This is a genomic window from Paenibacillus chondroitinus NBRC 15376, from assembly GCF_004000765.1.
In the GTDB taxonomy this organism is placed as follows: Bacteria; Bacillota; Bacilli; order Paenibacillales; family NBRC-103111; genus Paenibacillus_E; species Paenibacillus_E chondroitinus.
Genome location: NZ_BILW01000001.1, coordinates 121168 through 147219 on the forward strand (window position 1 = coordinate 121168; position 26052 = coordinate 147219).

The window sequence follows — 26052 nt, forward strand, 5'->3', positions numbered from 1 at the left end:
GAAAAGTAAAGTCGATCGGGAAAATAGGACCCTGTAGTTCCGCTCAGGCTCGGATATATTGATATAGAAGAACCACAAAAACCGAGGAGGAATTCAATGATTGAAACAAAAATCGACGACGTTATCTTCAAATTGCAAGAGGAACACGATTTTGGCTGGCTTGCGAGTTTAGGTCGTGTATTTCAGGTGTTTGATCAGCAGGACTCTGGGAATATAAGCTTTGGTGTTGAGAAAAATGGCGAGAAATTGTTCGTCAAATATGCCGGTGCGAAAACTATAACCTTTTCAGGTGACCCGCAAGACGCCATCCATCAATTGAAAAGTGCCATACCGCTTTATCTAGAGTTAAGTCACCCTTCGCTCATTAAACTCGTTGATCATTTTGAAGTTAGTTCGGGATACGCGGCAGTGTTCGAGTGGTTTGACGGGGAAACCCTTCACCCGCATTGGTCTTTTCCGCCTCCGGCGAAATATAACGATCCCCGGTCCCCTTTTTATAGATTCAAGAACTTGTCCGTAGCACAAAGGTTAGATGCGTTGGAACGAATTTTTAGCTTCCATGCCTATATCGAGAAAAATAGCTTTGTTGCCATTGATTTTTATGACGGGAGCTTGCTGTACAATTTCACCAAGAATGAAATGAAAATTTGCGATATCGATTTTTATCAAAGAAGACCTTTTTTCAACACGATGGGGAGATTATGGGGATCTTCTCGATTCATGTCACCTGAAGAGGTTACGCTCGGTGCCGAAATTGACGGTTGCACCAATGTATTTAACATGGGAGCAACAGCGTTTGCTTTGCTAGGCGGAGAGCGTGATCGTTCGTTTGAGCTTTGGGAGGCAGGAGATGAGCTCTATCAGATCGCTTTGAAGGCTGTTGAACCAAGCAGGGAAAATAGGTATGAAAGTGTGTCGGCATTCAAATTGGCATGGGATTCGGCAGTTAAATAAAAAAACAGTTGGTCGGAATCCCGACCAACTGTTTTTTTTTTTATTTAAAGTCACCTAGCAAATAGTTGTAAAACGGTTCGTCTACCCAGAACTTATAGGAGTCGACGTTCAAGCCGGGGTTAATTTTCTTGAGACCAGCAACAACTTCTTCCGATTTATCGCTGAGGGAGAAGGACTGCGCATAATAATGTCCTTTGCTGACTTTATTGTTTGCAATCACCTTATAGTCTTTCAATTCAGATAAGGAATAGTAGAGCGGCTGCCACCAGGAAGAATAAATAAGACCTGTTTGGTCATTGCTGTTCTTTTTCGCATATTGGAGAATGACCTGCTGGAATTTGTTTTTTTGCTCAGCGTTATCAAATTCGAACTCAATGTCGTACTCCTTGGCATAGGCGATGAAATTGCCGTTTTCAATTTGGACGACTTGATAATCCTCGGTTTGTGTCGGCTCGCCCCACTCTTTTAAATAGATGAAAGCGGACGTTTTGGGCTCTAACTGTACTTTCGCTTGAATGTTCTCGCTGCGCAGCAACCCGATCAATTGAATTGCATGCTTGATGTCCGAATGTCCGTAGGTGAGCGATTGTTTGGGATCAAAATTGGCATCGAAACGAGAATCCTTCAAGTTGTATCCGGTAATGAGATTTTTCTTCAAAGCCTCATCGAAAACAGAACGTAAATCTGTGGATGAAATAAGATCCTCCGTATGCCAGGCATCGTTAATTTTGCGGAAGATATCGTCATCGGAAGTTGTTCCAAGATAATGTTTGTATTGTCCGTTAAACGTAAGGATCTTACCAAGCAAGTCGTTGGCGAAGTTTTGGCTGGCAGCCGTATCCGCTACAAATTCAGAAGATACTAGACCTGTATCAATCGCTGCGGCCAGCTCTTGAGCGGCTTGAAGCGTAAGTTGATTGTTTTGATCGTAGTCAATATGTACTTTGGCTAGTGCGGCTTTGATTTTATCTTTGGGATATGTATAGGCGAGTTCTTGCAAGCCGGAGGCTTTTAGAGCAATAAAAGTGGCCTGCAATTGAGTAAGCGGTTGATCCCCCTGCAGCTTGCCTTCGGAAAGAATACCTTTTTCATGTAAGGCAAGTGCTGCATTGTAATAGGGGCTGTCTTTTTGCAAATCTGTAAATACATTCGTTTGATCTTTCGCTTCCCCTTTTAAAATGTTGTTCACTGCGATTACGAAATCACCTTTGGATAAGGAGTCTGACAAGGTGATGGCATACTTATCATTCAAAAATTGTTTGTAAGAGACGGCAGAATCACTCGCCGCAGCAGCGTTACTTAATGGGCTTACTGAGGCTAGGAGGACAGCTGTTAAAAGGGCTGTTTGCAAGGGCTTGCGGGACTTCAATAATTTGATTGGCATGAAAAAGACCTCCGTTTTAATTCTTATAGGAATACTATGTTTTATTGCACTATATCAGTTAAGATTATGGGTGTCAATAAAAAAGGCAGATTTGCTGAATGAAAAGAGGTACAATGTGAAAGAAGCAGAAGGAGTTAACTATATAACTAAAAAGTTAGGCTTATTACGCTGCCAAAGCCTGAGTAACACCGAGAGGAAGGAAAGACCCTTGAGAATGAAAACCATACAAGGCAAAATGTTCACAGCTTTTGGCTTAACGATTCTTTTCTCTATTCTTGTAATCGCATACAGCTCGTACTATAGCTCCGCAAGAGTGATTGAAAGGAATGCAACGACCTATATTTCAGACAGAATTCAGGGAGCAAACACCAATCTTCAGTCCATGGTGGAAGAAACGGACAATATTGCAAAATCGATTGTCATACGCGATTTAATCCATCAAAGTTTGCTCAGCCATGCTGAAGCCCCCTCGCTGGAATGGTTCCAACAGAAGAAAGTGGTGGAAGATTTTCTCGCGTCGATGGCTGCATTCAAAAATTATGTGCGCCAAATCACCGTTGTCGGACAAGGCGATGTTGTCTTTTATACAGGTTATCGAGCAGGCAATTCTGAATTTATCGCTTCGCTTTGGCAAGACCCGTTGATTCGCGAGAATCGCAGACATCTTATTTTTGATCCATCAGGCAATGGCAAGATCATGCTGGTGCGTCCCGTGCTGTCTAACGGCAGTTTGATCGGTTTATGCATCATCGATTTTGATCTGAACCTGATCAGGCAGGTCTATGAGATCGAACCTTTAGCCGGAACCTTGGTAGCTGTAGTCGATGAAAACGGCAGTATTCTTTACGATTCAAGAAGCGAACGTATCGGCAGCAGACTGGAAGATCAGCAAATGTTAGCTCTCGCATCCGCTGTTCAGCCTGGCACATCGAAAAGCAGCAAACTTCAGATGGACAACCGCTCCTATTTGGCCGTATCTACGCGCTCAACCTATACGGGCTGGACCACGATTACCATGGTACCTCTTTCTGTATTATTGAGTGAGGTGAAGGGGATCGGCAGCCAAATCTTGACCATGACGGCCGTTGTCCTGGCGGTTGTGCTAATGGTATCCATCTTTCTCTCCAAGCAAATGACGAAAAATATCAAACGCCTGCACAGCGCCATGAAGCTGGTTCGCGAAGGTCATATGAATGCGAGACCGCGCATCCATAACGATGATGAAATTGGACAGCTTAGCGAGATGTTTGTCTCGATGATGGATCACCTCCAAGAACTGCTTAAGAAGGTCAGGATTCAGGAAAAGGAGAAGCGCGAAGCCGAATACAAAGCGCTTCAAGCGCAGATTAAACCGCATTTTCTGTATAATACGCTGAATACAATCAAGTACTTGGCCCGCATTCAGCATGCCTCGAATATCGAAGATATTTCCGGCTCCTTGATAGAGCTCATGCGCTACGCCATTGATCCGAAGCGGGAGATGATCACGGTCCGTGAGGAGCTTGAACAAGTAAACCGATACGTGCGCATTCAACGGTACAAGTTTTTGGATCGCATTGCGGTCGTTGTCAAAGCAGAAGATGAGGTGCTCGACTGTCTGATCCCTAAGCTAATCGTGCAACCGATTGTGGAAAATGCGATGAATCATGGACTTGGCACAACGGACCGGGAAGGCACCGTTTCTATTCGGATTTACGGCGATGGACCTGCCAGACTCAAACTGATTGTGACCGACGATGGTGTAGGCATTGCTAGTGGAAAGCTTGAGCACCTATTCGACGAAGGGAATGACACAAGTGGGTTCTCACAATCAGGCGGCATCGGTCTAAGCAACATCAGCGAGCGACTTAAGCTTGCCTATGGCGAGCCGTATGGTCTGCAAATCTACAGTCAGAAGGATATCTTCACAACCGTTGAACTAACCATACCTCAAGTGAGAAGGAGAATGGAACATGCTGCTCAAAGTTATCTCGGTTGACGACGAGCTACTCGTGCGCAATCATTTGCGTTCACTTATAGATTGGGAAAATTTCGGGTTTACATTTTGCGGAGAGGCGTGCGACGGGAATGAGGGGCTTCAGCTTATCTCTATGATCAAGCCGCACTTGGCGATTGTGGATATGAACATGCCTGGCATGGGAGGGGTCGAGCTTGTCCGGCAAATCGCAGAACTCCATCCACAAGTTCGTATTATTGCGCTCAGCAGCTATGATTCGTACGATTACGTTCGAGGCTCGCTGCATTACGGGGCTATGGATTACTTACTGAAGCATTCGCTATCGCCTTCGACGCTTATTCCGGTGCTGAGTATCGTAAAAGAGAAGGTTCACGAAGAGCTGGCGAAACAAACCGCCCGCGATAGGGAGAGGCTGAAATGGGAATCGGCCAGTCCTGCTGTCAGTCAGAGTTATCTTAAAGAACTGCTGATTGGCGCTGGTACATTGGAAGAACGTTGTCATTATGCTGAACACTTTCAGGACATGCCTTATGGACGGGACGACCAGCTGCATGTCCTGTTCCTGATGAAGCTGATGCACGTCGATTCGCTTTCTTTACGCATGAATGAACAGGAATTTACGCTTTATATGCGCTCAATAACCGATATGGCGATGCAAATTGTCGGAGATTCGGGTTGTGCCGTGTATTTGGAAAAAGGGACGTTTGGCGTGCTGTTTTCGCTTGAAAACGAACGAAGCGAACACGCGATGCAACAGCGCATTGAAGCAAAAAAATCGCGCTTGGATAAATCGCTTGAGCTTTATTTTAATGCGGCAGGTTTTATTGTTCGTTCTCCCCTGTTTGACCGGCTGGCTTCGATATCGAATTATTACACTGAATTGCGAAACCAGATGGATAAGCTGCAAGGCTATAAACCGAATGTGGAGAAGAGTGGCGGGGGGCAGGCATCGTTCGTTACCCTGAACCAGGAGAAGGAGCTCTTAGCCGCTGCTGAAGCCTGTGATGCAGAGGCAACCTCGCGAGTTATTCGTGACATCGCATCCGCATGCGCTGCAAGCGGGCATGCCCTGCCGCAAAGAGTGGCCAGCACCAGTGCAGAACTGTTTCAACTCGCCGTGAAAATTGCCCAAAAGGCAGGCATTGACGCGGAGTGGATTTTTCAAGAAATGAAGGCCGGATTGCCCGTTCCACAAAGCGCACAAGCGTTTGAACAAAATCTGATAGCATTGTATGTGAGGTTAATTGAGGAGCTCCGTATGCACGATACCACAGCGCGTTATACGAGATATGTCGGACAAGCGGTTAGGATTATTCAGCAATTATACAGTACCGGGATTACTTTGGAGGAAACCGCAGAGCAGCTGCGCATAACGCCGCCTTACCTGAGCAGATTGTTCAAGGAAGAGACGGGGAGCACATTTACCGAATATATGACGGCGTACCGCATTGATCGAAGCGCTCAATTGATTCGCACGGGAGCCTCTTCAATCAAGGAAATTTACCAGCAGGTCGGTTTTAACAATTACAGTTATTTTATTAAGTTGTTCAAAGAGCATATGGGGGAAACGCCTCATGTCTATGCCAATAAGCATAACAAGTAAATGACAAACATTTGACGTTTATTATAAATATGTCGTACGCCGTAATTTCTCCTAACAACCTATAATAAATTCAAAGTTGCAGAAACACATATATATAGGGGGTTGAATAACTATGGCTAAAATGAAACCGTTAACAAATCTGTGCATCGGGGCGACAGCACTTCTCGTATTGCTCAGCGGATGCACATCGGCAGACAAAACCGCCACTGAGCAGTCAAAAGGAAAGGATGAACAAGCTGTCAGCTCGGTGTTGAATCCCACAGGATTCCCGATCGTCAAATCGGAAGTATCCATGCGAGTTTTCGGCTGCAAAGACCCGAATCAGGCTGCTTGGAAAGATGTGCTTGTACTTAAGGAGTACGAGAAAAAAAGCGGGATTAAGATGAACTACGAGGAAACACCAACGCAAGGATGCGATGAGAAAAGGAATCTGCTATTCGCTTCCAACGAACTGCCGGATGTTTTCTTGAGAGCGAACTTAACCAATACCGACATCTCCAAATACGGTATGCAGGAGCAAATGTTGATTCCTCTGGAGGGAATGATCGATAAGTACGCACCGAATCTGAAAAAGCTATTCGAACAATACCCGGATGCCAAAAAGTCGATCACGGCCACAGACGGCCATATCTATTCGCTTCCTGTGATCCGGCTTCAGGCTGCTGGACGGGGAGATAAGGTCTGGATTAATCAGGAATGGTTGCGGAAGCTGAACTTGAAAGCGCCGACCAATGTGGATGAACTTTTTACCGTTCTGCGTGCATTCCGCGATCAAGACCCTAATGGCAATGGCAAAAAGGATGAAATTCCACTTGGCTTACGTGATCCAGGGATGATCTTTACGACGTTTGCCGGTTCCTTTGGTTTGGACCATCAGCTCGGCACCAACGCCAATATTGATGGCAATAAAGTGAAGTTATGGATGGCTGACGACCGATACAAAGAGCTTTTGCAATTCCTGAACAAGTTGTATACAGAAAAATTGCTTTATCCTGATTTTTTTGCTGCTGATCTTCCGAAATGGCGGAGTAACCTGTCCCAGGCGTTGTATGGAATGTTTTTCATCTATGCCTCCGACCCGTTTACAAAGGTTGAAAATCAGTTCAGCGGAATGGCTCCGATCAAAGGGCCGCATGGAGACCAACTGCTCAGCACAGGAAGCCCGCTGGCCTCGCCAATCGGTACGTTCGCTATCACAAGGATTAACAAAAATCCGGAAGCAGCTATTCGCTGGGTCGATTATTTCTTCAGTGAGGAAGGCAGCCGTTTCTTCAACTATGGGGTGGAAGGCCAATCTTATTCCATGCAAAATGGTAAACCGGTGCTGGCTGACAGCATCAAAAACGACCCACGCGGTATGATGGCGGCACTGGGGCAAGTCAATCTTGTGCCAGGCGGCGGTTTCCCAACCATCATCGTAGACGATATTGTGCTGAGTGAGAAAACGAAAGAAGTATCTGCTGCTTCTGAAGCATTCACATCCAAAGTCATGTACGGCGCACCGATATTCAATAAAGAAGCCACCGAAAAAATTGTGCCGATTAAAGCCGATCTCGATAAATATGTGCAGGAGTCCGCTATCAAATTTATTTTAGGCGAAACCAGCTTTGACAAATGGAACGAATACACCGCCACGTTGAAAAAAATGAAGGTCGATGAGCTGGAACAAGCTTATCAAGCTGCCTTCGATGCGATGAGCAAATAGGGATCGCGTAAAATATTGTGCTTCTCGGACCGCAACCATATCCGAATGCAGACGGTCCGAGGATGCACCAGCGATGGGGGAACTTAGATGAACACAACCATTATTCCGCAGGCTCTGCAGACTACTCAGCGTCGAAGGCTGTGGAAACGCATTGTAACCAAATACGAGTTCTATATCATGTTGGCTATACCGCTCATTTGGTACATCATTTTCAAATACGTGCCGATGTACGGGATTCAAATTGCCTTCAAGGATTTCTCGGCGACAAGAGGCATTATGGCCAGTCCGTGGGCTGGTTTCCGCCACTTCGAGCGGTTTTTCGAATCGTCCTATTTCTGGGAACTATTATGGAACACGCTGTCACTGAGCTTATATTCCCTGTTAGTTGGCTTCCCGGTTCCGATCCTGTTGGCTCTGCTAATCTATGAGATTAACGGCAAACGGATGAAAAAATGGCTGCAAAACGTAACCTACATCCCGCATTTTCTGTCTTTGGTTGTCATCGTCGGCATGTTAAATGTGTTTCTTGATCCTGACACAGGTAAAGTGAATCAATTGCTGAGTCTTCTCGGCGTTGACCCGGTTCCTTTCATGCGCAAAGCCGAATGGTTCCAGACGGTGTTCGTTTCCTCAGATATCTGGCAGCACATGGGCTGGAGTTCTATTATCTATTTAGCCGCCTTGACGGCCATAGATCCCACCCAATACGAAGCGGCGAAAATGGATGGTGCCAGCCGGTTTCAGAGACTTTTGCACATTTCATTGCCAGGCATGCTGCCAACCATTGTCATCATGTTTATTTTACAGGTGGGGCATTTGATGGACATCGGATTTGAGAAAGTATTGCTGATGCAAAATCCGGTTAATGCCAGCAAAGGCGAAATTCTAGCCACATTTGTGTATAAAAACGGTATTCAGCAAGGCCAGTTCAGTTACACGGCAGCAGCAGGATTGTTTAATTCTGTGATTGATTTTATTCTGCTCATTCTTGTAAACAGCTGGGCGCGTAAAAAAACAGATTCTAGCTTATGGTAGGAGGCGACCAAGATGACAGCCTATGAGTCGAGAGGAATACGGTCGAAAGACGATAAGCTCTTTGATACTTTTATTTATATCATCGCCGGGATGGTACTGATCCTTGTCCTGTACCCGCTGTTGTTCGTTGTCAGCGCGTCGTTCAGTGATCCTGTTCATGTCATTGAAGGCAAAGTGTGGCTGCTGCCGCAAGGGTTCACCCTGGAACCTTACAAACACGTGTTTGAGAACGATGCGATCTGGCAAGGCTACGGGAACACACTCCTGTACACACTAGCGGGTACACTCGTTAATATTATCCTCACGGTACTGGCTGCCTACCCGCTTTCACAGCGTGATTTGCCGGGGCGTACCTTCATCATGGTGCTCATCACGATTACGATGTTTTTTAGCGGCGGTCTGATCCCAACTTATCTATTAATTAAATCGATGGGAATGATCAATACGGTATGGGCGATGATTTTGCCCGGAGCGATATCTACTTATAACCTCATCGTGATGAGGACTTTTTTTCAAAATGGCATTCCCTACGAGCTGCAGGAATCCGCATGGATTGACGGTGCCTCTAATTTTCGTCTGCTGCTGACGATCGTCATTCCGTTGTCGACCCCAATCTTGGCCGTCATGGTGTTATTTTACGGTGTAGGCCATTGGAATGCGTATTTCAACGCCATGATCTACTTGAAGGATCGGGAATTGTTCCCTTTGCAGCTCATCCTGCGTGAAATTTTAATTCTGAATCAGTCCGAAAACATGGGGCTGGAGGGAGCGGGGATGACCGAGCGGGTCATGATGGCAGAAAGCATTAAATATTCCGTCATCATTATTTCAAGTCTTCCGGTTTTGGCGCTGTACCCTTTTGTACAGAAATATTTTGTGCAGGGCGTCATGATCGGTTCTATCAAAGGATGACAACACAAGTGGAAAAGGGGACATCACATGGCACAACCTAATATTCTTTTGATTCAAACGGATCAACAAACAGCGGAGACGCTCAGCTTATATGGAAATACCGCTCTGCATACACCGGCACTGGAGAGCCTAGCACAGCGGGGTGTCGTCTTTGAACAAGCGTTCTGTAACTATCCAGCCTGCTCGCCTTCTCGTTCGTCCATGATGACAGGCAGGTATTGTTCAACGTTAAATTTGCATGCAAATCATATGCTGATTAACCCTGCAGAAACGACACTCCCGCAAGTATTAAAAGCGCACGGCTACCAGACGTCCTTGATTGGCAAAAACCATGCCTTTATGAAGCACGAGAACGAATCGTATTATCCTGGCGGAATACCGGAACACACCAGCACACTTGCGAACGTGTTCGACTACGTCAGGCTCGGAGATCACGGGCATCTCGTCGACGGCTATCGCGAAGACCCGGAAGTGCTAGCCGCACATCAATGGGCGGTCAAGCATTGCTGGAGTTCTCCGCTAGGGCATGGTGTTAATCCAGCTCCGCCGGAGAAATGCGGCACCTATTTGCTTGGAGAGACGATGCTGGATTATTTGGAGCGGGTGCGAAGTACGGATAAGCCGTTTTTTACTTGGCTGTCATTCCCCGATCCTCACACGCCTTATCAAGTGCCTGAACCGTATGCCAGCATGATTGATCCGGCTGACGTGCCAATGCCTCCGGTGGATACACATACAGGGAAGCCGGAACGGGTGAGAGTTGCTCATCTGATGGATGCAATGGATATGGCGGATGAGGCGCTTATACGGAGAATTCGCGCTATGCATTATGGCATGATTCGTTTTATTGACGATACGTTGGCGAAAATATTCGCGAAGCTGGATGAGCTGCATCTCTCTGACAACACCGTGATCCTGTTCCTTTCCGATCATGGTGATTCAATGGGTGCGCATGGCGTCATTCAGAAACATAACTTTTTCTATGATTCATTTACGCACGTTCCTTTTGTCATGTCGGTTCCCGGGTATAAAGGCTCTCGAAGAACTTCTCATCCTGTAGAACTTGTAGATGTCATGCCTACCTTGCTCGAACTGGCCGGGGCGCCTATTCCGCACGGCTGCCAGGGAAGAAGTTTGGCTCCGTATCTGCTAGGCGATTCTACGTACAAGCCCCGATCGTTTATTGTGATGGAAAGCGGGGAGCATGGTGAACCGCCAAGGGAGTCGGATATTGTGCTTCGACCCGAGCATCCATTTGATGAGCGGTATTTTGTATGGTGTGCTTATCGTGACGCATGGCTCGGCAAAGGCAAGGCAATTCGAACCGCTGACTGGAAACTGTGCCTCTATGCAAACGGTGAATGCGAATTATATGATTTGAAAAATGATCCTAACGAACTGGAAAATCGCAATAACGATCCAGCCTGCGCAGAAGTACGTATTGAACTTGAACGTAAGTTACTGCTATGGATGATGGAGAAAGAAGATCCGCTGCCTTTGAATACAACCGTCCATTTATCTATGCAATCCATGAAGGAGAAGTATGCATAAGTAGGGACATAGCACCGGGACCCCGTGGGGGTTCCGTTTTTTTTGTATTTTTTTAAAAATAAAATTATTACCAAATTCATTTAATAAATTACATTTTAATAAAAACTCATGAACGTATAATGATTACATGAGATATCCGAATACGATTTGGAAAGGAAAGAGGGATGATGAAAGTGAAAGCGGTTTTAGGAGACTACAGAGAGAACGTAACAGTAAAAAAGAAAAACAGTTTCCTACGCAGCATAAAAAGAGATTCTCTCTTATATTTACTCTTACTGCTGCCAATGGCGTATATCCTCATTTTTAAATATGCTCCCATTTACGGTGTATTGATGGCTTTCCAGGACTATAACATTTTCCAGGGCATTAGCGGGAGTGAGTGGGTTGGGCTGGATGTTTTTAAATTCATTTTTGAACAGAACAGTTTCTACCGTGCGCTTACCAATACGCTTGTTTTGAACTTTCTGGATTTAATCGCAGGATTCCCTGCACCCATCCTATTAGCCATTTTGTTGAACGAACTCCGGTTTGTCAGATTTAAAAAAATAACCCAAACGATTTTGTATTTACCTCATTTCTTATCTTGGGTCATTATCGGAGGTATGGTATACTTGATGTTTTCTACGGGCGGCATGGCAAATAGCGTCTTGTCTAGCCTTGGATTGGGCAGCATTGAGTTTCTGTCTCAGAAAATGAATTGGCTGATCATGTATGTCGCTGTTGGAGTATGGCACAGTGTTGGATGGGGGACAATCATCTATCTAGCCGCCATTATCGGAATCAATAAGGAACTATATGAGGCTTCCGATATCGATGGGTGCAGCAGGCTTCGTAAGATTTGGCATATTACACTGCCAGGAATTAAGCCGACCATTATTATCTTGCTTATTTTGCAAATTGGCAGAATGATCTCGATTGGATTTGATCGCCCGTTTGTTATGGGGAATTCCCTTGTTAGTGAATACTCCGATGTGATCAGTACTTATGTGTATCGCATAGGAATCGGGTCTGGGGATTTCTCGCAAGCAACAGCCGTTGGGTTATTTCAATCCGTCGTAGGTTTGATATTTTTAGTAACAGCAAATTTTATTGCCAAAAAAATCGGTGAGCAGGGAATATGGTAGGGAGTGTGAGTTAATTGATTAAAAAGCAAAAAATAAATGTAGTAGATATAGTTATTATGTTATTTATTATAGGTGTAGCCATAACGTGTCTTGTTCCATTTTTATATATGATTGCGCTTTCTCTTAGCTCGAATAATGCCATCATTTCTCAGAAAGTTTCCCTGTGGCCGGTAGAATTCACGCTTGAAACTTATAAAACAATCTTAAGTGATGTAGACATGATTTATACGCTTGGTTATACGATTGTTTTGACCATTTTGTATACAATCATCTGTATGTTTTTAACTATCTGTGCTGCGTATCCGCTTACAAAGAAAAGATTGAAGGGAAGAGACTTTGTATTAACCATTTTAGTCATTACGATGTACTTCAGTGGAGGTCTCATACCTAGCTATATTTTGGTGAAAAATCTGGATTTGATGAATTCGATGTGGAGCCTGATTTTGCCTGGCGCTATGAGTGTTTTCAATCTGATCATCCTCAAAACATTTTTTGCATCGCTTCCAGAAAGCTTGGAAGAATCGGCATCCATTGATGGATGCAATGAACTGGGCATCCTGTTTCGAATTATTCTTCCTCTCTCGATGCCTTCGATCGCAACTTTAAGCCTTTTTTATGCGGTTGACCGATGGAATGGTTTCCAAGATGCACTCTTTTATATAACTGACAAGAACTTGTATCCGATGCAGTTAAAACTGTATCAGATCATAACTGCGAATCAGCAGTTAGATACTCAGCAAGGCGAAGGCAGTGTTGGCGCTTTTATTGTTCCTGAATCATTGAAAGCTGCAAGTGTCATGTTTGCAACGGTTCCTATCTTAGTTGTTTATCCTAAACTTCAAAAGTACTTCGTTGAAGGTGTCATGACAGGGGCAATTAAGGGTTGATCAAGGGCTAGGAATCTTCAAAAAAACAAATGGATAAAGGGTGAGGTTACAATGAAAATTAAAAAAATGTTGGCTTTAGTACCGGTTTTGACGCTGGTGACCAGCGCATTGGCTGCATGTGGCAGCGATCAAACCAAAGCGGGCCAGTCAGCTTCAACGGCGGCTCCAACAGCTTCAGGAGCGCCGGTTACGCTAACGGTTGAGGTTTTTGACAGAGGGATTCAAGGGCAGCCGGATTTGAACAATAATACTTGGACACGGTATATCAATGATAATTTCGGCAAAGCGAACAATGCGATTGTGAAATTTGTACCTGTGCCTAGATCGCAGGAAATCGATAAGCTCAATGTATTGATGGCTTCAGGCGAGGCGCCTGATATATCCTTTACGTACGACGGTGCAACCGTATCCAGATACGCCAAAATTAATGGGATTCAACCCTTGGATGAGCTATTGGCTAAGAGTGGCAAGGAGTTAACGAATTACTTGGGCAAAACGGTTCTTCATTACGGACAATATAATGGGAAACAGATGGCGATACCTGCGAAAAGGACTTCACTGGCTTGGGGCGGTATGTTCATTAGAAAAGATTGGCTGGATAAATTGGGCATGCCGGTTCCTACGACTAGAGATGAATTATATAACACGTTAATAGCTTTCAGAGATAAAAATCCGGGTGGCGTGAATGGCGTCATTCCGTGGGGATTGGCAGCAACCGGTATGAACTATGGCTTTGGTAATTTAACCGAATCTTTCTGGGGGAAACAGTCGGAGGAAGAATTCGTCACGATGCCAGGCTGGCTAAAACCCGGGAATAAGGATGCGTTAAAGTTCTTGAATAAGCTTTATAACGAAAAATTAATCAGCCCTGATTTTGCTCTAGACAAAACAGCCAAACAAGCAGATGCTGATGTTACGAATGGGAAAGTCGGATTCTTTAGTGCCAACTGGGATTATCCGCTAAGACAAAATATTAGTGAGCCACTAAAAACAAATGTGCCTACTGCGAACTTTGTTCCTATTGATACCTTCAAAAACTATGAAGGGAAATATAAGAAAATCGCGTACAATGAAAACGGTGTGAATGTTTTTATACCGAAGAGCAGTAAAAATGCGGAGCTGGCCATCAAGTATTTGAACTGGATGTCCGATCCTAAAGTCTTATTCTTCCTGCAATACGGCCAGGAGGGAGTTAACCACAAGATGGTGAATGATATGCCGCAAGTGATTACGCAAACGGGTGATAATATGCAAACAAGTTACCTGAATCTTGATTATACGCTGGTTGTAAATGGTGTGGAGCTTGGCGATCAACAAAAGAATATCAAGGCTTTAGCTGCTTCCGCTCCGGGATACGAAGCTGTTGCTGAGCAATCATACAAGATCAATACGACAGATACGTATACAGGTTACTATTTTGAGACGCCGAATGAGTCCAATATTAAGTTTGGCAAAACTCTTGGGGATCTGAACAAAACGATGACAGACAAACTTATCGTCTGTAAGCCGGCAGAATTCGATGCTTTGTATGACAAGTTAGTTGCCGAATATATGGCAGCCGGCGGGCAAGCTGTCATGGATGAAAATGTAAAATTATACAAGGACATGCAAGCGAATAAGAAGTAGTTATCAAATAGAGGTTGACATATAAGAAGTAAAAGCCTATGGACATGATGAAGTTATGTCCATAGGCCTTTCTAATGAAAAGTCTAACAATCTTGTTATCTCGCCGGTATGGAGATAAAATGAATGATTAGGGTAGATCAGCTATCTAGGGGGTACTTATGTACAGTGTTATTATTATAGATGATGAACCATGGGCGATAAAAGGGATAAAGAATGTATTTAACTGGGAAAAATATGGTTTCGAAATAACAGGTACGTTCACTAGTGTCCATAAAGCAATCGAGTTCATCAACGAGGAGTGCCCTGATCTTATTTTTACAGATATTAGAATGCCCGAAATTTCCGGCCTTGAGCTCATGAGGATGACCAAAGAAAAGGACTTGGATGCTGAGTTTGTAGTTGTAAGCGGTTTCGCAGAGTTTGCGTATGCGCAGGAAGCCTTAAGATACGGGGCGTTGGATTATTTCCTCAAGCCCATAGATATAGATATGGCCGATCCGTTGATCGAAAAGCTGTCTCTGCATTTTTCCAAGAAGCGAAGTGTCCGGAATAACCAAATTCTGGAGGCTTTAACTTTACCGGATAAAAGTGAATTAAGTCGGTTAACCCCCTTCTTTGATCGTTCGTCGGACGATTATTTTCGTGTACTTATCCTTTATTCCAATAGTGAGAACAAGGAGCATAAGAACTTAAACTTTTTTGATCGAAAACAGACATTGGAAATTGATTTTGGATCAAGAAAGACGTTATATATTCTAAAAAGCGATCAAAAATCAGAGTTGGAACATGATTTGGATTACACCGTTTTCGAGGGATTGGATATAAAAGCGATAGGAATCAGCACTATTTCAACGAATTATGAACAGATGGCCAAGTTGATTAAGGAAGCAGATCTTGCAGCGTCGCAAATATTTTTAAATGAAGAAAAAGGCGTGTTTGAATACGAACCAAAGTTTACGGTGGTGAAGCCGTTAATAGACGAAATTTCTACCATCATCCAAGAAAATAAGTTTGACGAAATGGAGTACAGCATTGAGAGAGTCGTAGACTTTTTCAGGCAAAATCACCTGGGTATGGGAGAGGTCGTATACCTATGGAATCAAGTGGTTAGTGTGTTGGTTGGCACCTATTATGAAGAGCTTAAAGACATGGAACTTGATTTCCTGAATTACGCTGAACTGAAAGAACGCTTTGAGAACTTTGAGTCCTTATGCAGTTTTTTATATGATATTCTGATCTACATCAAACAGCTGAACGGTCAGACGGTGAATGAGGGGGATATCAACGCTTATTTTAGCCAGATGGTTAAATATATCGACACTCATTATCAATCCAGGTTATATCTGAAGGATTTGTCTGCCAAATTCTACATTAACCAAGTCTATTGCTGCCAATTTTTCAAGAAAAATTTGGGCAAAACCTTTTCGGAATACGTCACGGAATTGAGAATAAAAAAAGCGTGCGAGCTTTTGAAACATACAGAATTATCGATTGAAGAAGTGGCAACGAAAGTAGGATACTTTGATTATTACTATTTCAACAAAGTGTTCAAAAAACAATGCGGAATCACGCCTACGAAATATAGAAAAAGTTGATGGTTAGCGATCGGAGTGGGGATTGTGCAGATTAGTAAACTTAAGCTAAAACATCAGATATTGCTCATATTTACCTTCTCAATCATCATATTTACATCCATGGAGTTGTACTTCTATTACAGCTTCTATGACCTCACGCAAAAAAGAGCTTCCAATTACGGCAATAAAATCATTGAACAAACACGCCAAAAGATAGATACCGTATTTAATGATTTGGAAGTAAGCACAAACATCGTCGTTAACAATAAAAAGATCCAGGAATTTACCATTGCAGATGATGATTATAAAAGAGCGTTTGATATCGGGGCTTACGTTATTGATCTCATGGAATACATGAGGTCCTTTAACTCGTATGTCAATGGTATCGTTATTAATGACAGCGAAGGAAGACGAATATACAGTTTAGCCACGTCAAATGGTGATATCTTTTTTTCCAATCAATATGCTGAATTTATTAATTCTTATAAACTGGACAGTGAATCTGTTGAAAAAGGCATGTATACGGATATTCTCAAAGACGAAAAAACAGGAAGCGAATATTTCTTTTATATAGCACCTATCATTGAAGCTATTGGCGGGGTTCGTTTTTCACAGCAAACCGGCTATTGCTCGGTTATGGTGAATACGGACAGGCTGCAAGAATTGGTTAAAAATACGGATCTGACGCCTAATTCTACTTTGTATCTATTAAACAGCCGAAATGAAGTTATCGCATCGAATAATACGAATTTCCGCGGCATTTTGTTCAAGGACATTCTCTCTGTAGATCGGGATAGTTTAACGAATGGCGTCAAAACCAATATCAACGGGGAAGATGTCATCGTTCAGGAAAAGGATTTGGAGCAAGCAGACGGCTGGCGGATCGTAAGCATTATTCCGGTGCACGAATTGACAACCGACATGAACGCGATCAAAAATGTTAGCATTATAGCAGGCGTCGGCATCATTCTAAGTTTAATTATTTTGGGGTATTTCTTCCTGAATAATTTGACACGACCTGTCATGGGGCTTGTTGCCGATATGAAAAAAATTGGGAAAAGAGACATGGGCTTTCGGATCAAAGTGCGCTCAACGAATGAAGTTGGTGTTCTAGCTTATGATATCAACAGTATGATTGACCAAATGGAAGAAATGGCAAGCAATATCTTGAATACGCAGGCCAGGTTGTACGAGTCGGAAATAAGCAAAAAACAAGTGGAATTTTCCGCTTTGCAAAGTCAAATCAATCCGCATTTCCTGTATAATACATTAAATTGCATTAGCAGTATCGGGCTTGAATATGGCAGCAAAGAAATTGCCCAGATTACTTCCTCGATGTCGAAAATATTCCGTTACAGCATTAAAGAGGATGAGCTCGTGCAAATAAGCGAAGAAATTCAGTGTGTGCAGGCCTATATGAATATTATTTCCATTCGATATGAGAACAAGTTTATGATGAAAGTGCATGTGGATGACAAGATTATGCAAATGAAAACACCTAAAATGATTTTGCAGCCTATCATTGAAAATTCGGTTTATCATGGCCTTGAGCGTAGGGATGCAGGAGGAAGTTTATATGTAAACGGTCAGATTGACGCAAATGGGGATATCTGTTTTCAAATAACGGATTCCGGAATCGGGATTAGTCATGATGAACTAGCAGTGATAAAAGCGAAGCTGAGCATGGACTATTCGGAGCGAGTCAAGAACAGTCCGGATGGGAAAAGCATCGGTCTTTCCAATATCAATAACAGGATTAAGCTGATGTTTGGAGAAGGATATGGGGTAGACATAGAAAGCCAATTGGGGCGGGGAACCACTGTGATGGTGAAGATCCCTTCTATAAGTAATTAGGAGTTGCAGGCATCGCCGCGGTATCATTGAGGGAGTACTATTTTGGAGGAATGTAACATGAGATCGGAAGATCAGATTAAGCGTATGATTCATCAGTTGGAACAGATGGTGCAGCGACTCAACCCAGCAGAAAATGCTGACGAAATCAAAGAAATTCGTGCCAAAATTGAAATGCTGGAGTGGGTATTAAACGCTCCTGTCGGTAAATATCACGCATAAAATATGAGTTCGAGTATAGGCTTAAGGAGGTTTATATGCGAAACCAACAAATACCTGGCACAGAATTAACACCATCCGTTATTTGCCTAGGCACTTCAAATTTCGGTGAATCGGTGAGCCGAGAACATGCCTTCGAAATGATGGACCGCTTTTTGGACAGGGGAGGCGATTTTCTCGATACGGCTAAAGTGTACTCTGATTGGGTGCCGGGCGAGCGAAGCCGCAGTGAAAAGCTTATCGGGCAATGGTTGAAATTGCGTAATAACCGCAGTCATATCGTTCTTGCTACAAAAGGGGCACACCCCGAACTGGAGACCATGCATATACCGCGTTTAAGCCGGGAAGATATTTATGCTGATGTGGAGATGAGTCTAGGCCATTTGCAAACGGATTATATCGATCTGTACTGGCTGCATCGAGATGATCCACAGCGGCCGGTCGAGGACATTATGGATACGATGCATACATTGGTGCAGCAGGGGAAAATCCGATATTTTGGCTGCTCAAATTGGCGATCGGATCGCATAGAAGCCGCGCGTCAATATGCAGCAAGCAAAGGGTTGCAAAGTTTTGCGGCCAGCCAAAACAAATGGAGCCTTGCTTCGTATCCACCCGGTAACGATCCTATGATGGTGACGCTGGATGAATATGAGCTGAATTATCATGAACGTACAGGGATGCCTGCGATCCCTTATAATTCACAGGCATCCGGCTTTTTCAGCGGTCGATATACAAGCGAAATGCTGCTTCAGCCTAGTCCGGAAAATAAAAAAATATGGAACCTATGTAGTGAAAGTAATTTACTTAAGCTGAAGCGTGTCGAATCGCTCGCACGGCAGTTGGATCTCACGATGACTCAGGTCGCGCTCGGCTACTTGCTTGCTCATCCTTTTCCTGTCTTTCCGATTTCCGGCTGCAAAACGATCCGTCAGCTGGAAGATTCCTGTGCTGCAGGTGATGTACGGTTAGACGATCAGGTTTTTCAGGAATTGCGTGGGATCCACTGAATATTAGTTGGAAAGGAAGTGTACTTGTGAGATTAAATCATCTTAATTTAACTGTCAGTGACGTTAAAGCTACGATTGATTTCATTGTCAAATATTTCGGAATGGAAGTTAGACACACGCGCGGAAATGGATTCGCTGTCCTATTGGACGATGGTGGCTTAGTACTTACCTTGATGAAAGGCGACCAAGTCACTTATCCTAGCACCTTTCATATCGGCTTTATTCAAGAAAGCGAAGATCGGGTGAACGAGATCTATCAACGCATGAAGGAAGATGGTCTTCCTGTGAACCCTCCGCAACGATCGCACGCTTGGACGTTCTATGTGCAGGCACCTGGCGGGTTTACTGTTGAAGTACTATGTTGATAAGGCGAGAGTTGAAATAGATTGTGGAGCAGGTGCCAACAAGGTACCTGCTTTTTTTTTTAGCTCCAGAGAATAGTAATATTATAACTATGAAAAGGACCGGGCGTGGTGGTAGTACATGGCGCCAATTTATCGTCACAAAACCTCGCGCAGCTTGCGATGCGGCTAGCCGATGCATTCACGGTCTACGTACCTGACCGCGGTGGACGTGGTTTAAGCGGACCTTACGGTGAAGATTACGGTATCCGGAAGGAAGTCGAAGATTTGGAGGCACTCCTGAACCTATCGGGCGCCAGCTTGTCTTCGGGATCAGCTCAGAGGGGCTTATTGCGCTTGAAGCAGCACGTGCCTTACCGGCAATTCGCAAGATTGCCCTTTATGAACCCGCGTTGTTGATGAACTCAGAGAGGACGAAATGGCTAGCTCGTTATGACCGAAAGCAAGACAGCCGCCGCTCTAGTCACGTGCTTGAAAGGCTTGCAGCTGGGCGGACCAGTGCTTAATGCCATCCCCCGGTGGCTGCTCGAGTCCATGACGAACAAAATGATGGAAAGCGAGAGCAAGAAGGCGAAGAAGGGCGACGTAACAATGCGAATGCTCGCACCGACGCTGCATTATGACGGTCAGTTACTCATGGAGATGACCGGCACGGTGGACCGATTTAAGTCCTTGAATGCCGATGCTTTGTTACTAGGCGGCAGTAAAGGATTGTCGTATCTGAAGCCTGCGCTTGACGCACTTGAGAAAGTGCTGCCTCAAGCTGCAAGGATGGAAATGCCTGGACTTGATCACGGAGGAGCATGCGATATCAGCCAGACGAATCGGGGTGGCAAGCCGGATTTGGTGGCGGAAGAGCTGCGGCAATTCTTTACCTAGGTCTACTCGCCGATGGAGAGCAGGAAAATTTATGTATTTGGCGAATATCAAATGAACAAATAATTTATCGATGGTCAAAAACAGCCATGCATGCACAGTGTAGAAATTTTGACCTAATGAAGGAGAATCATTAGATGTCTATTGATAATCGCGAATGGCAAATTCATAAGCCCAATGAATCAGTCATAGATTGGCTGCTTGGCGGGGATCCTGCAATCCGTTGGCAAGTGATGCGTGACTTAACCCAAGAGTCCGATGACCGTGTTGCTGCTGAGCGGTCGCGGATTGCATCGGAAGGTTGGGGCGCCCGGGTGCTTGGATTGCAATCTTCCAAAGGCAACTGGGGTGGCGAAGCCGACGCACGGAACTGGCTATGTACGAGCTACACCCTGCTGCTTTTGAAGGACCTGGGCCTAGATCCGTCAGGGGAGGAAGCACGGAGATCCATCGGTCTCGTGCGTGACAACATCACTTGGCCGCAGCGAATGGGAGGCCTACCGTACTTTGACGGCGAGACAGAACCCTGCGTCAATGGGTGGATACTCGGCGCGGGTTCCTACTTTGGAGAGGGCAGCGCTCGGCTAGTTGATCGACTTCTTGGAGAGCAGTTGGAGGACGGAGGCTGGAATTGCAACGCTCCTGCAAGCCGGCGATCCTCATTCCACAGCACGATCTGTGTTTTGGAAGGGTTGTTAGAGTATGAGAAAGCAAAGGGAGAAACGGCGGTAGTGACGGAAGCTCGTATCCGGGCCCATGAGTATCTATTGGAACGCCGCATGTTAAGGTCTCTGTCATCGGGCGAGGTGATCGATCTCAATTGGACGCGGTTTTCGTTTCCGACGACGTGGCATTATGACGTATTGCGCGGTCTGGATTACTTGCGCAGCGCAGGCGTCAAACCCGATGAAAGAGTCGCCGAGGCGGTCGGTCTGGTAGCGAAGAAACAAGACGAGAACGGGAAATGGCCGCTTGAGAACGCACATTCCGACCGAGTTCACTTTGACATGGAAGGTGTTGAAGGCGAGCCGAGTCGTTGGAATACGCTTCGCGCCTTGCGAGTGCTTAATTGGTACTCATCACGTTGAGTTGAAAAGCGTTTAGATCCTCAGCCACTGCTGTGGGTCTCTTTTTTATTAATTAGTGATTGACTAATCAATAACTGAATGTTATGATGATCTCAAGTTAGTGATTGATCAATCACAAATAATAAAAACTGGAGCTGATAAAATGAAAAAAGCGATAGTAATAGGAGCAACGGGTGGCACGGGAGCGGCAATTACAGAGGAACTTGTAAAAAGAGGTGTAGAAACCATTGCATTTGGACGTTCTCGCCAGAAATTAGAGCAGTTCGCCAGAAAGCTTGGAAATCCGAAGCATTTGACTCTTTCTGTAGGGGACGCGATGCGACCTGAGGAGATAGTGGCCCATGCGGGTGGGGCAGACGTCATGTTCCATTGCGCGAATGTACCTTATCACGAGATGGTAAACAAGCTGATTCCTTTAGGTGAATCTGTGATGGAGGCAGCGGAACGGCTCGCTTTAAAAGTTGTAGCGATTGACGGGATTTATCCGTACGGCAGAAAACAAATGGAGCTGGTTACAGAGGATCATCCCAAACAGCCTCATACGATAAAAGGAAATGTTCGGCTGGACTACGAACGGATGCTTTTTAGTCAACGTTGGACCCAATCTCGAGTCATGATTGTTCGCTTGCCAGATTATTACGGACCAACGGCTAATGAAGCCTCCTATTTAGGCTCAACCTTGGAGGCGATCGCGGCGGGTAAACTGGCTTTTTTCATCGGCAACATGCAAGTCCCTCGCGAGTTCGTCTATTTACCGGATGCCGCTGCGATGGTTGCCGAATTGGCAGGCAAAGATTTCGCTTACGGTCAGAACTGGCATATTCCGGGGGCAGGCCTTATTTCAGGACGAGAGATCGTGCGAATTGCCCAATCGGCAAGTGGAGTGGCTAAATCGGTCATCCCACTAAAAAAATTAGGTTTGTCGTTGATTGGTATGAGCGTCCCTGTGATGAAAGAAGTCGTCGAAATGCTTTATTTAACCGAGGAACCCCTTGTGTTGAGCGGAGAAAAATACAAACGATTGATCGGACCGGTTGTGGCAACATCGTTCGAGGAAGGGATAACTTCGACGGTTATGGCCTTGCAAGAGCGAAAGAATTTCTATGCACAAATGTAATTGATGAATCAATAAAATTGTCATGCCGACATCTGACAGATGGAGGGTCCGCGAAAAGGAATTCCAATAGATAGTCTAGAAGTATAATTTTAGAACTTCACTTAGGAGGGGGATAAATGGCCAAGGTCCTTATATTTCATCATTCGATGGGGCTGACTGAGGGAATTCACACTTTTGCAGACGAGCTGAGAAAAGAGGGACACACAGTATTTGTTCCTGATCTTTACGAAGGTCATGTGTTTAGGACCATCAAAGATGGCATGGCCTATGTTAAGGAGATCGGATTCGAAGAGATGATGGAGCGCGGCGCTCGTGTGGCACATGAGCTTCCGAGTGACATCGTTTATGCGGGGTTTTCGCTGGGCGTCTTGCCTGCACAGAAGCTCGCCCAGACTCGGGAGGGAGCTATTGGCGCTCTGCTTTTTTACTCCTGTGTGCCGGCTGCAATGTTCGGATCTCCCTGGCCATCTGAGCTGCCGGTTCAGATTCACGGAATGGATGCTGATCCGTATTTTGTTGACGAAGGCGACTTGGGAGCGGCTCGTGAGCTTGTGGCTTCGGCCAATCAGGCCGAACTCTTTTTGTACCCAGGCGATCAACACTTATTCGCTGACAGCAGTTTACCTTCTTATGACGCTGATGCGACGGCATTGCTTTTGGAACGCGTACTTGAATTCCTACGTCAGTTCAAGTAACTGGCGTTTTTTCCTGGCAAGCGAAACTACAGGGCGCTATTTCATCGAAATAGGCTCTTTTTCGCGTGGAGGGGAACTATGGGCCATTATTTGTCCCTTTTTTTAGGGAAACGGGTCAAGTGGTCAAAAATAAGGTCCTGTAGTTCCACTCGAGTGCGGAACGAGCAGGATTTGCTAAAATAACAGCCTGTAGTTCCTCAAAGGTGTATCGTTGACTAACTAAACACACTCTAGTATGCGGTTATACCCCTTTTTGAAATCAGATTCTTGCATGTATAAGATGGAGGCATGAAGCACAAGATACGCGCGAGAATAAATCAATGAAGGAGTTAAATGTATGACAGTGATATCAACGAACAATAACGTTCTTACTTTTATTAATGTGTTCACAGTGGAACCGGAAAATCAGGAACGTCTCATCGATTTACTTACTAGTGCAACAGATGTCTCCGTTCGATATGCGCCGGGATTTATTTCTTGCAGTTTGCACCGCGGGACAGAAGGGACGAAAGTAACGATGTATGCGCAGTGGAGAAGCGCGGAAGAATACCAAGCAATGCGAAATGACCCTAAACCTCTCCCGTATCTTCAGGAAGCGATGACGATAGCTAAGTTTGAACCGGGCAGCTATGAAGTTGTCAAAACTTTTGAACCCGCCACGGAGTAAGGCTCTGCCTACTTGACATCTACCTCGGGGTCGTACTAATGTTAGTGCCAAGAGGTGGAATCCATGAGCAAGAAACAGGACATAATGACCGCCACACTCGACTTAATAGACGAAGAGGGACTTCAGTCGGTTACCTTCTCCAAAATATTTAAGCGAGCAAACGTAGGGTCTGGCACGATGTATAACTATTTTGCAAATAAAGAAGAGTTGGTTAATGCAGTGTATAAAGAAGCACGGATGCTAATGGGAGATTACTTGATGCGGGATTATAATCCTGAAGCAAGCCTGTATGAGCGGTTTAGGTGTCTTCAGTTAAATAGACTGCAGTTCGGCATTCGTTGTCCAAAGGAATTCATGTTTATCGACAGCTTCTCCTATTCACCGTATATCTCACCGGAGCTGCGTGCGATGGACGATGCCCATAACTCCCGTGATGTGATTATTTCCTTGATTATTGAAGGACAAAAGCAGGGAATTTTGAAAGAAATGGACTCTCATTTGTGTCACCAGCTCATGCACGGGATGATAGCTTCAATTCTAAAAGGATACTACGTAAAGAAATATCCGATGAACGAGCTCCAAATTCAACAAATTATGGAAGCTTCATGGAAAGCAATTCTCGTCTGAAGAACAGTCTTAGGAACTTGTTAGGTTCCATGGGCTGTTTTTTTGTATAGTTCCGGAAAATAAATTCCAAATCGTTCGCATTTTATTCGGGATGAATTTTGTTATTGGAATTTTAATTCCACTGTATGAGTGATTAATCCTCTTGGGTCCTTGAAATTCTTGTATTATTTTCGCTTTAAAGATGTTGTTTCCGGGCGTTATTTCTAAATTCCTACATCTGGTTGGAATAAAAATTCCGAAATGTATTGACCAAACGTTGTTGAGGGAGTATATTATCTATGGAATAAATATTCCAAACAAAATGAAGGAGGCAATCTTATATGTCTAAAGTTTGGTTGATTACAGGGAGTTCACGCGGGTTTGGTCGCAGTCTTGCCGAAGCGGTATTGGCTAAAGGGGATCAACTTGTCGCTACAGCTCGCAATACAGAGCAGATTGCCGATCTTGCAGCACGTTACGGCAGCCAGGTTCAGATCGTGCAGTTGGATGTAAATCGATTCGAGCAGGCTGAAGCCGCTATCCAGGCCGCTTTCGAAGCGTTCGGACGATTGGATGTCCTTGTTAATAATGCAGGCTACGGTAATGTCTCTTCTATAGAAGAAACGTCGATGGAAGACTTCCGCGCACAGGTGGAAACAAATCTCTGGGGCGTTATTAACGTTACAAAAGCCGCGCTGCCCTTATTAAGAAAGCAAGGCCATGGTCATATTGTCCAATTTTCTTCGATCGGCGGCAGAACAGGCGCACCAGGTCTTGCACCTTACCAGGCAGCAAAATGGGCTGTGGAAGGTTTCTCCGAGGTGTTGTCCAAAGAGGTAGCGCCACTGGGATTAAAAGTCACCTTAATCGAACCGGGCGGTTTCCGTACCGATTGGGCTGGCTCTTCCATGCAGCATATCGAGCCTAGAGAAGAATACAAGGACACAGTCGGCGGCTTGCTGAAACATCTTCGTGATACAACCGGTAAAGAGAACGGCGATCCGGATAAAGCCGCGCAAGCGATCATTCAGATCGTCAATGAGGAGAATCCGCCTCTTCGCTTATTGCTTGGAAGCGATGCAGTAGCCATCGCAAACGCGGTGGACCAAGGCAAGTTAGCGGAAACGAAACGCTGGCAGGCGCTTAGCCAATCAACGGATTATGCATCCAAAGCGTTGGATCCGGAAGTAACGCGCATGTATGACGAGTTTGAAGGAAAATAAGCCTGCAACATACGCTGATTTGCCAT

24 protein-coding genes are annotated in these 26052 nt (G+C 44.9%); 23 read left to right on the plus strand and 1 reads right to left on the minus strand.

Annotated elements, in window-relative coordinates; all coding sequences use genetic code 11:
• Positions 1-96: 96 nt before the first annotated feature.
• Positions 97-954: a serine/threonine-protein kinase gene (locus tag PCH02S_RS00535; protein WP_127449051.1), complete on the plus strand. Its 858-nt coding sequence runs from the start codon at positions 97-99 to the stop codon at positions 952-954.
• 40 nt (positions 955-994) lie between these two features.
• Here the strand turns inward: PCH02S_RS00535 and PCH02S_RS00540 are convergent, their stop codons facing one another.
• Positions 995-2338: an S-layer homology domain-containing protein gene (locus PCH02S_RS00540; protein WP_127449052.1), complete on the minus strand. Its 1344-nt coding sequence runs from the start codon at positions 2336-2338 to the stop codon at positions 995-997.
• A gap of 214 nt (positions 2339-2552) precedes the next feature.
• On the opposite strand from PCH02S_RS00540, the gene PCH02S_RS00545 reads away from it, so the two are divergent.
• The 22 genes from PCH02S_RS00545 (at position 2553) to PCH02S_RS00645 (ending at position 26026) form a co-directional block, all read left to right on the plus strand.
• On the plus strand, positions 2553-4316 hold the full coding sequence (locus PCH02S_RS00545) for a sensor histidine kinase (RefSeq protein ID WP_164819375.1): 1764 nt from the start codon (positions 2553-2555) through the stop codon (positions 4314-4316).
• The gene (locus tag PCH02S_RS00550; RefSeq protein ID WP_127449056.1) at positions 4291-5898 is read left to right on the plus strand and encodes a response regulator transcription factor; all 1608 of its coding nucleotides are present in this window, start codon (positions 4291-4293) and stop codon (positions 5896-5898) included. The genes PCH02S_RS00545 and PCH02S_RS00550 overlap by 26 nt, the downstream gene beginning before the upstream one ends.
• A 112-nt stretch (positions 5899-6010) precedes the next feature.
• Positions 6011-7603 (plus strand): extracellular solute-binding protein, encoded by a 1593-nt coding sequence (locus PCH02S_RS00555; protein WP_127449058.1) that lies wholly within the window; start codon positions 6011-6013, stop codon positions 7601-7603.
• 87 nt (positions 7604-7690) lie between these two features.
• Positions 7691-8638: an ABC transporter permease gene (locus PCH02S_RS00560; RefSeq protein WP_127449059.1), complete on the plus strand. Its 948-nt coding sequence runs from the start codon at positions 7691-7693 to the stop codon at positions 8636-8638.
• A gap of 12 nt (positions 8639-8650) precedes the next feature.
• Positions 8651-9550 (plus strand): carbohydrate ABC transporter permease, encoded by a 900-nt coding sequence (locus tag PCH02S_RS00565; protein ID WP_127449061.1) that lies wholly within the window; start codon positions 8651-8653, stop codon positions 9548-9550.
• A 27-nt stretch (positions 9551-9577) separates the two neighbouring features.
• A complete protein-coding gene (locus PCH02S_RS00570; RefSeq protein ID WP_127449063.1) occupies positions 9578-11101 on the plus strand; it encodes a sulfatase family protein in 1524 nt (507 codons plus the stop codon).
• A gap of 173 nt (positions 11102-11274) precedes the next feature.
• Positions 11275-12225, plus strand: coding sequence for an ABC transporter permease (locus PCH02S_RS00575; protein ID WP_309491778.1), 951 nt, complete (start codon positions 11275-11277; stop codon positions 12223-12225).
• A gap of 56 nt (positions 12226-12281) precedes the next feature.
• Positions 12282-13112: a carbohydrate ABC transporter permease gene (locus tag PCH02S_RS00580; protein ID WP_127449716.1), complete on the plus strand. Its 831-nt coding sequence runs from the start codon at positions 12282-12284 to the stop codon at positions 13110-13112.
• 51 nt (positions 13113-13163) lie between these two features.
• The gene (locus PCH02S_RS00585; protein ID WP_127449064.1) at positions 13164-14738 is read left to right on the plus strand and encodes an extracellular solute-binding protein; all 1575 of its coding nucleotides are present in this window, start codon (positions 13164-13166) and stop codon (positions 14736-14738) included.
• Positions 14739-14896: 158 nt separating this feature from the next.
• Positions 14897-16333 (plus strand): response regulator transcription factor, encoded by a 1437-nt coding sequence (locus tag PCH02S_RS00590; RefSeq protein ID WP_127449066.1) that lies wholly within the window; start codon positions 14897-14899, stop codon positions 16331-16333.
• A 24-nt stretch (positions 16334-16357) separates the two neighbouring features.
• Entirely contained in the window at positions 16358-18166 is a 1809-nt protein-coding gene (locus PCH02S_RS00595; protein WP_127449068.1) for a sensor histidine kinase, read from the plus strand.
• A gap of 57 nt (positions 18167-18223) precedes the next feature.
• Positions 18224-18385, plus strand: a complete 162-nt coding sequence (locus tag PCH02S_RS35510; protein WP_164819376.1) for a hypothetical protein — start codon at positions 18224-18226, stop codon at positions 18383-18385.
• A gap of 35 nt (positions 18386-18420) precedes the next feature.
• Positions 18421-19392, plus strand: coding sequence for an aldo/keto reductase (locus PCH02S_RS00600; RefSeq protein ID WP_127449070.1), 972 nt, complete (start codon positions 18421-18423; stop codon positions 19390-19392).
• A 26-nt stretch (positions 19393-19418) separates the two neighbouring features.
• The gene (locus PCH02S_RS00605) at positions 19419-19757 is read left to right on the plus strand and encodes a VOC family protein (RefSeq protein WP_127449072.1); all 339 of its coding nucleotides are present in this window, start codon (positions 19419-19421) and stop codon (positions 19755-19757) included.
• A gap of 105 nt (positions 19758-19862) precedes the next feature.
• Positions 19863-20153 (plus strand): alpha/beta fold hydrolase, encoded by a 291-nt coding sequence (locus PCH02S_RS00610; RefSeq protein WP_127449074.1) that lies wholly within the window; start codon positions 19863-19865, stop codon positions 20151-20153.
• A 33-nt stretch (positions 20154-20186) separates the two neighbouring features.
• Positions 20187-20633: a hypothetical protein gene (locus PCH02S_RS00615; RefSeq protein WP_127449076.1), complete on the plus strand. Its 447-nt coding sequence runs from the start codon at positions 20187-20189 to the stop codon at positions 20631-20633.
• Positions 20634-20767: 134 nt separating this feature from the next.
• The gene (locus PCH02S_RS00620) at positions 20768-21718 is read left to right on the plus strand and encodes a prenyltransferase/squalene oxidase repeat-containing protein (protein WP_127449077.1); all 951 of its coding nucleotides are present in this window, start codon (positions 20768-20770) and stop codon (positions 21716-21718) included.
• 142 nt (positions 21719-21860) lie between these two features.
• The gene (locus PCH02S_RS00625; RefSeq protein ID WP_127449079.1) at positions 21861-22835 is read left to right on the plus strand and encodes an SDR family NAD(P)-dependent oxidoreductase; all 975 of its coding nucleotides are present in this window, start codon (positions 21861-21863) and stop codon (positions 22833-22835) included.
• Between the two features lie 116 nt (positions 22836-22951).
• The gene (locus tag PCH02S_RS00630; RefSeq protein WP_127449081.1) at positions 22952-23530 is read left to right on the plus strand and encodes a dienelactone hydrolase family protein; all 579 of its coding nucleotides are present in this window, start codon (positions 22952-22954) and stop codon (positions 23528-23530) included.
• Between the two features lie 337 nt (positions 23531-23867).
• Positions 23868-24197 (plus strand): antibiotic biosynthesis monooxygenase family protein, encoded by a 330-nt coding sequence (locus tag PCH02S_RS00635; RefSeq protein ID WP_127449083.1) that lies wholly within the window; start codon positions 23868-23870, stop codon positions 24195-24197.
• Positions 24198-24260: 63 nt separating this feature from the next.
• Entirely contained in the window at positions 24261-24824 is a 564-nt protein-coding gene (locus tag PCH02S_RS00640; RefSeq protein WP_127449085.1) for a TetR/AcrR family transcriptional regulator, read from the plus strand.
• Between the two features lie 320 nt (positions 24825-25144).
• Positions 25145-26026, plus strand: coding sequence for an oxidoreductase (locus tag PCH02S_RS00645; protein ID WP_127449086.1), 882 nt, complete (start codon positions 25145-25147; stop codon positions 26024-26026).
• The last annotated feature ends 26 nt before the right edge of the window (positions 26027-26052 follow it).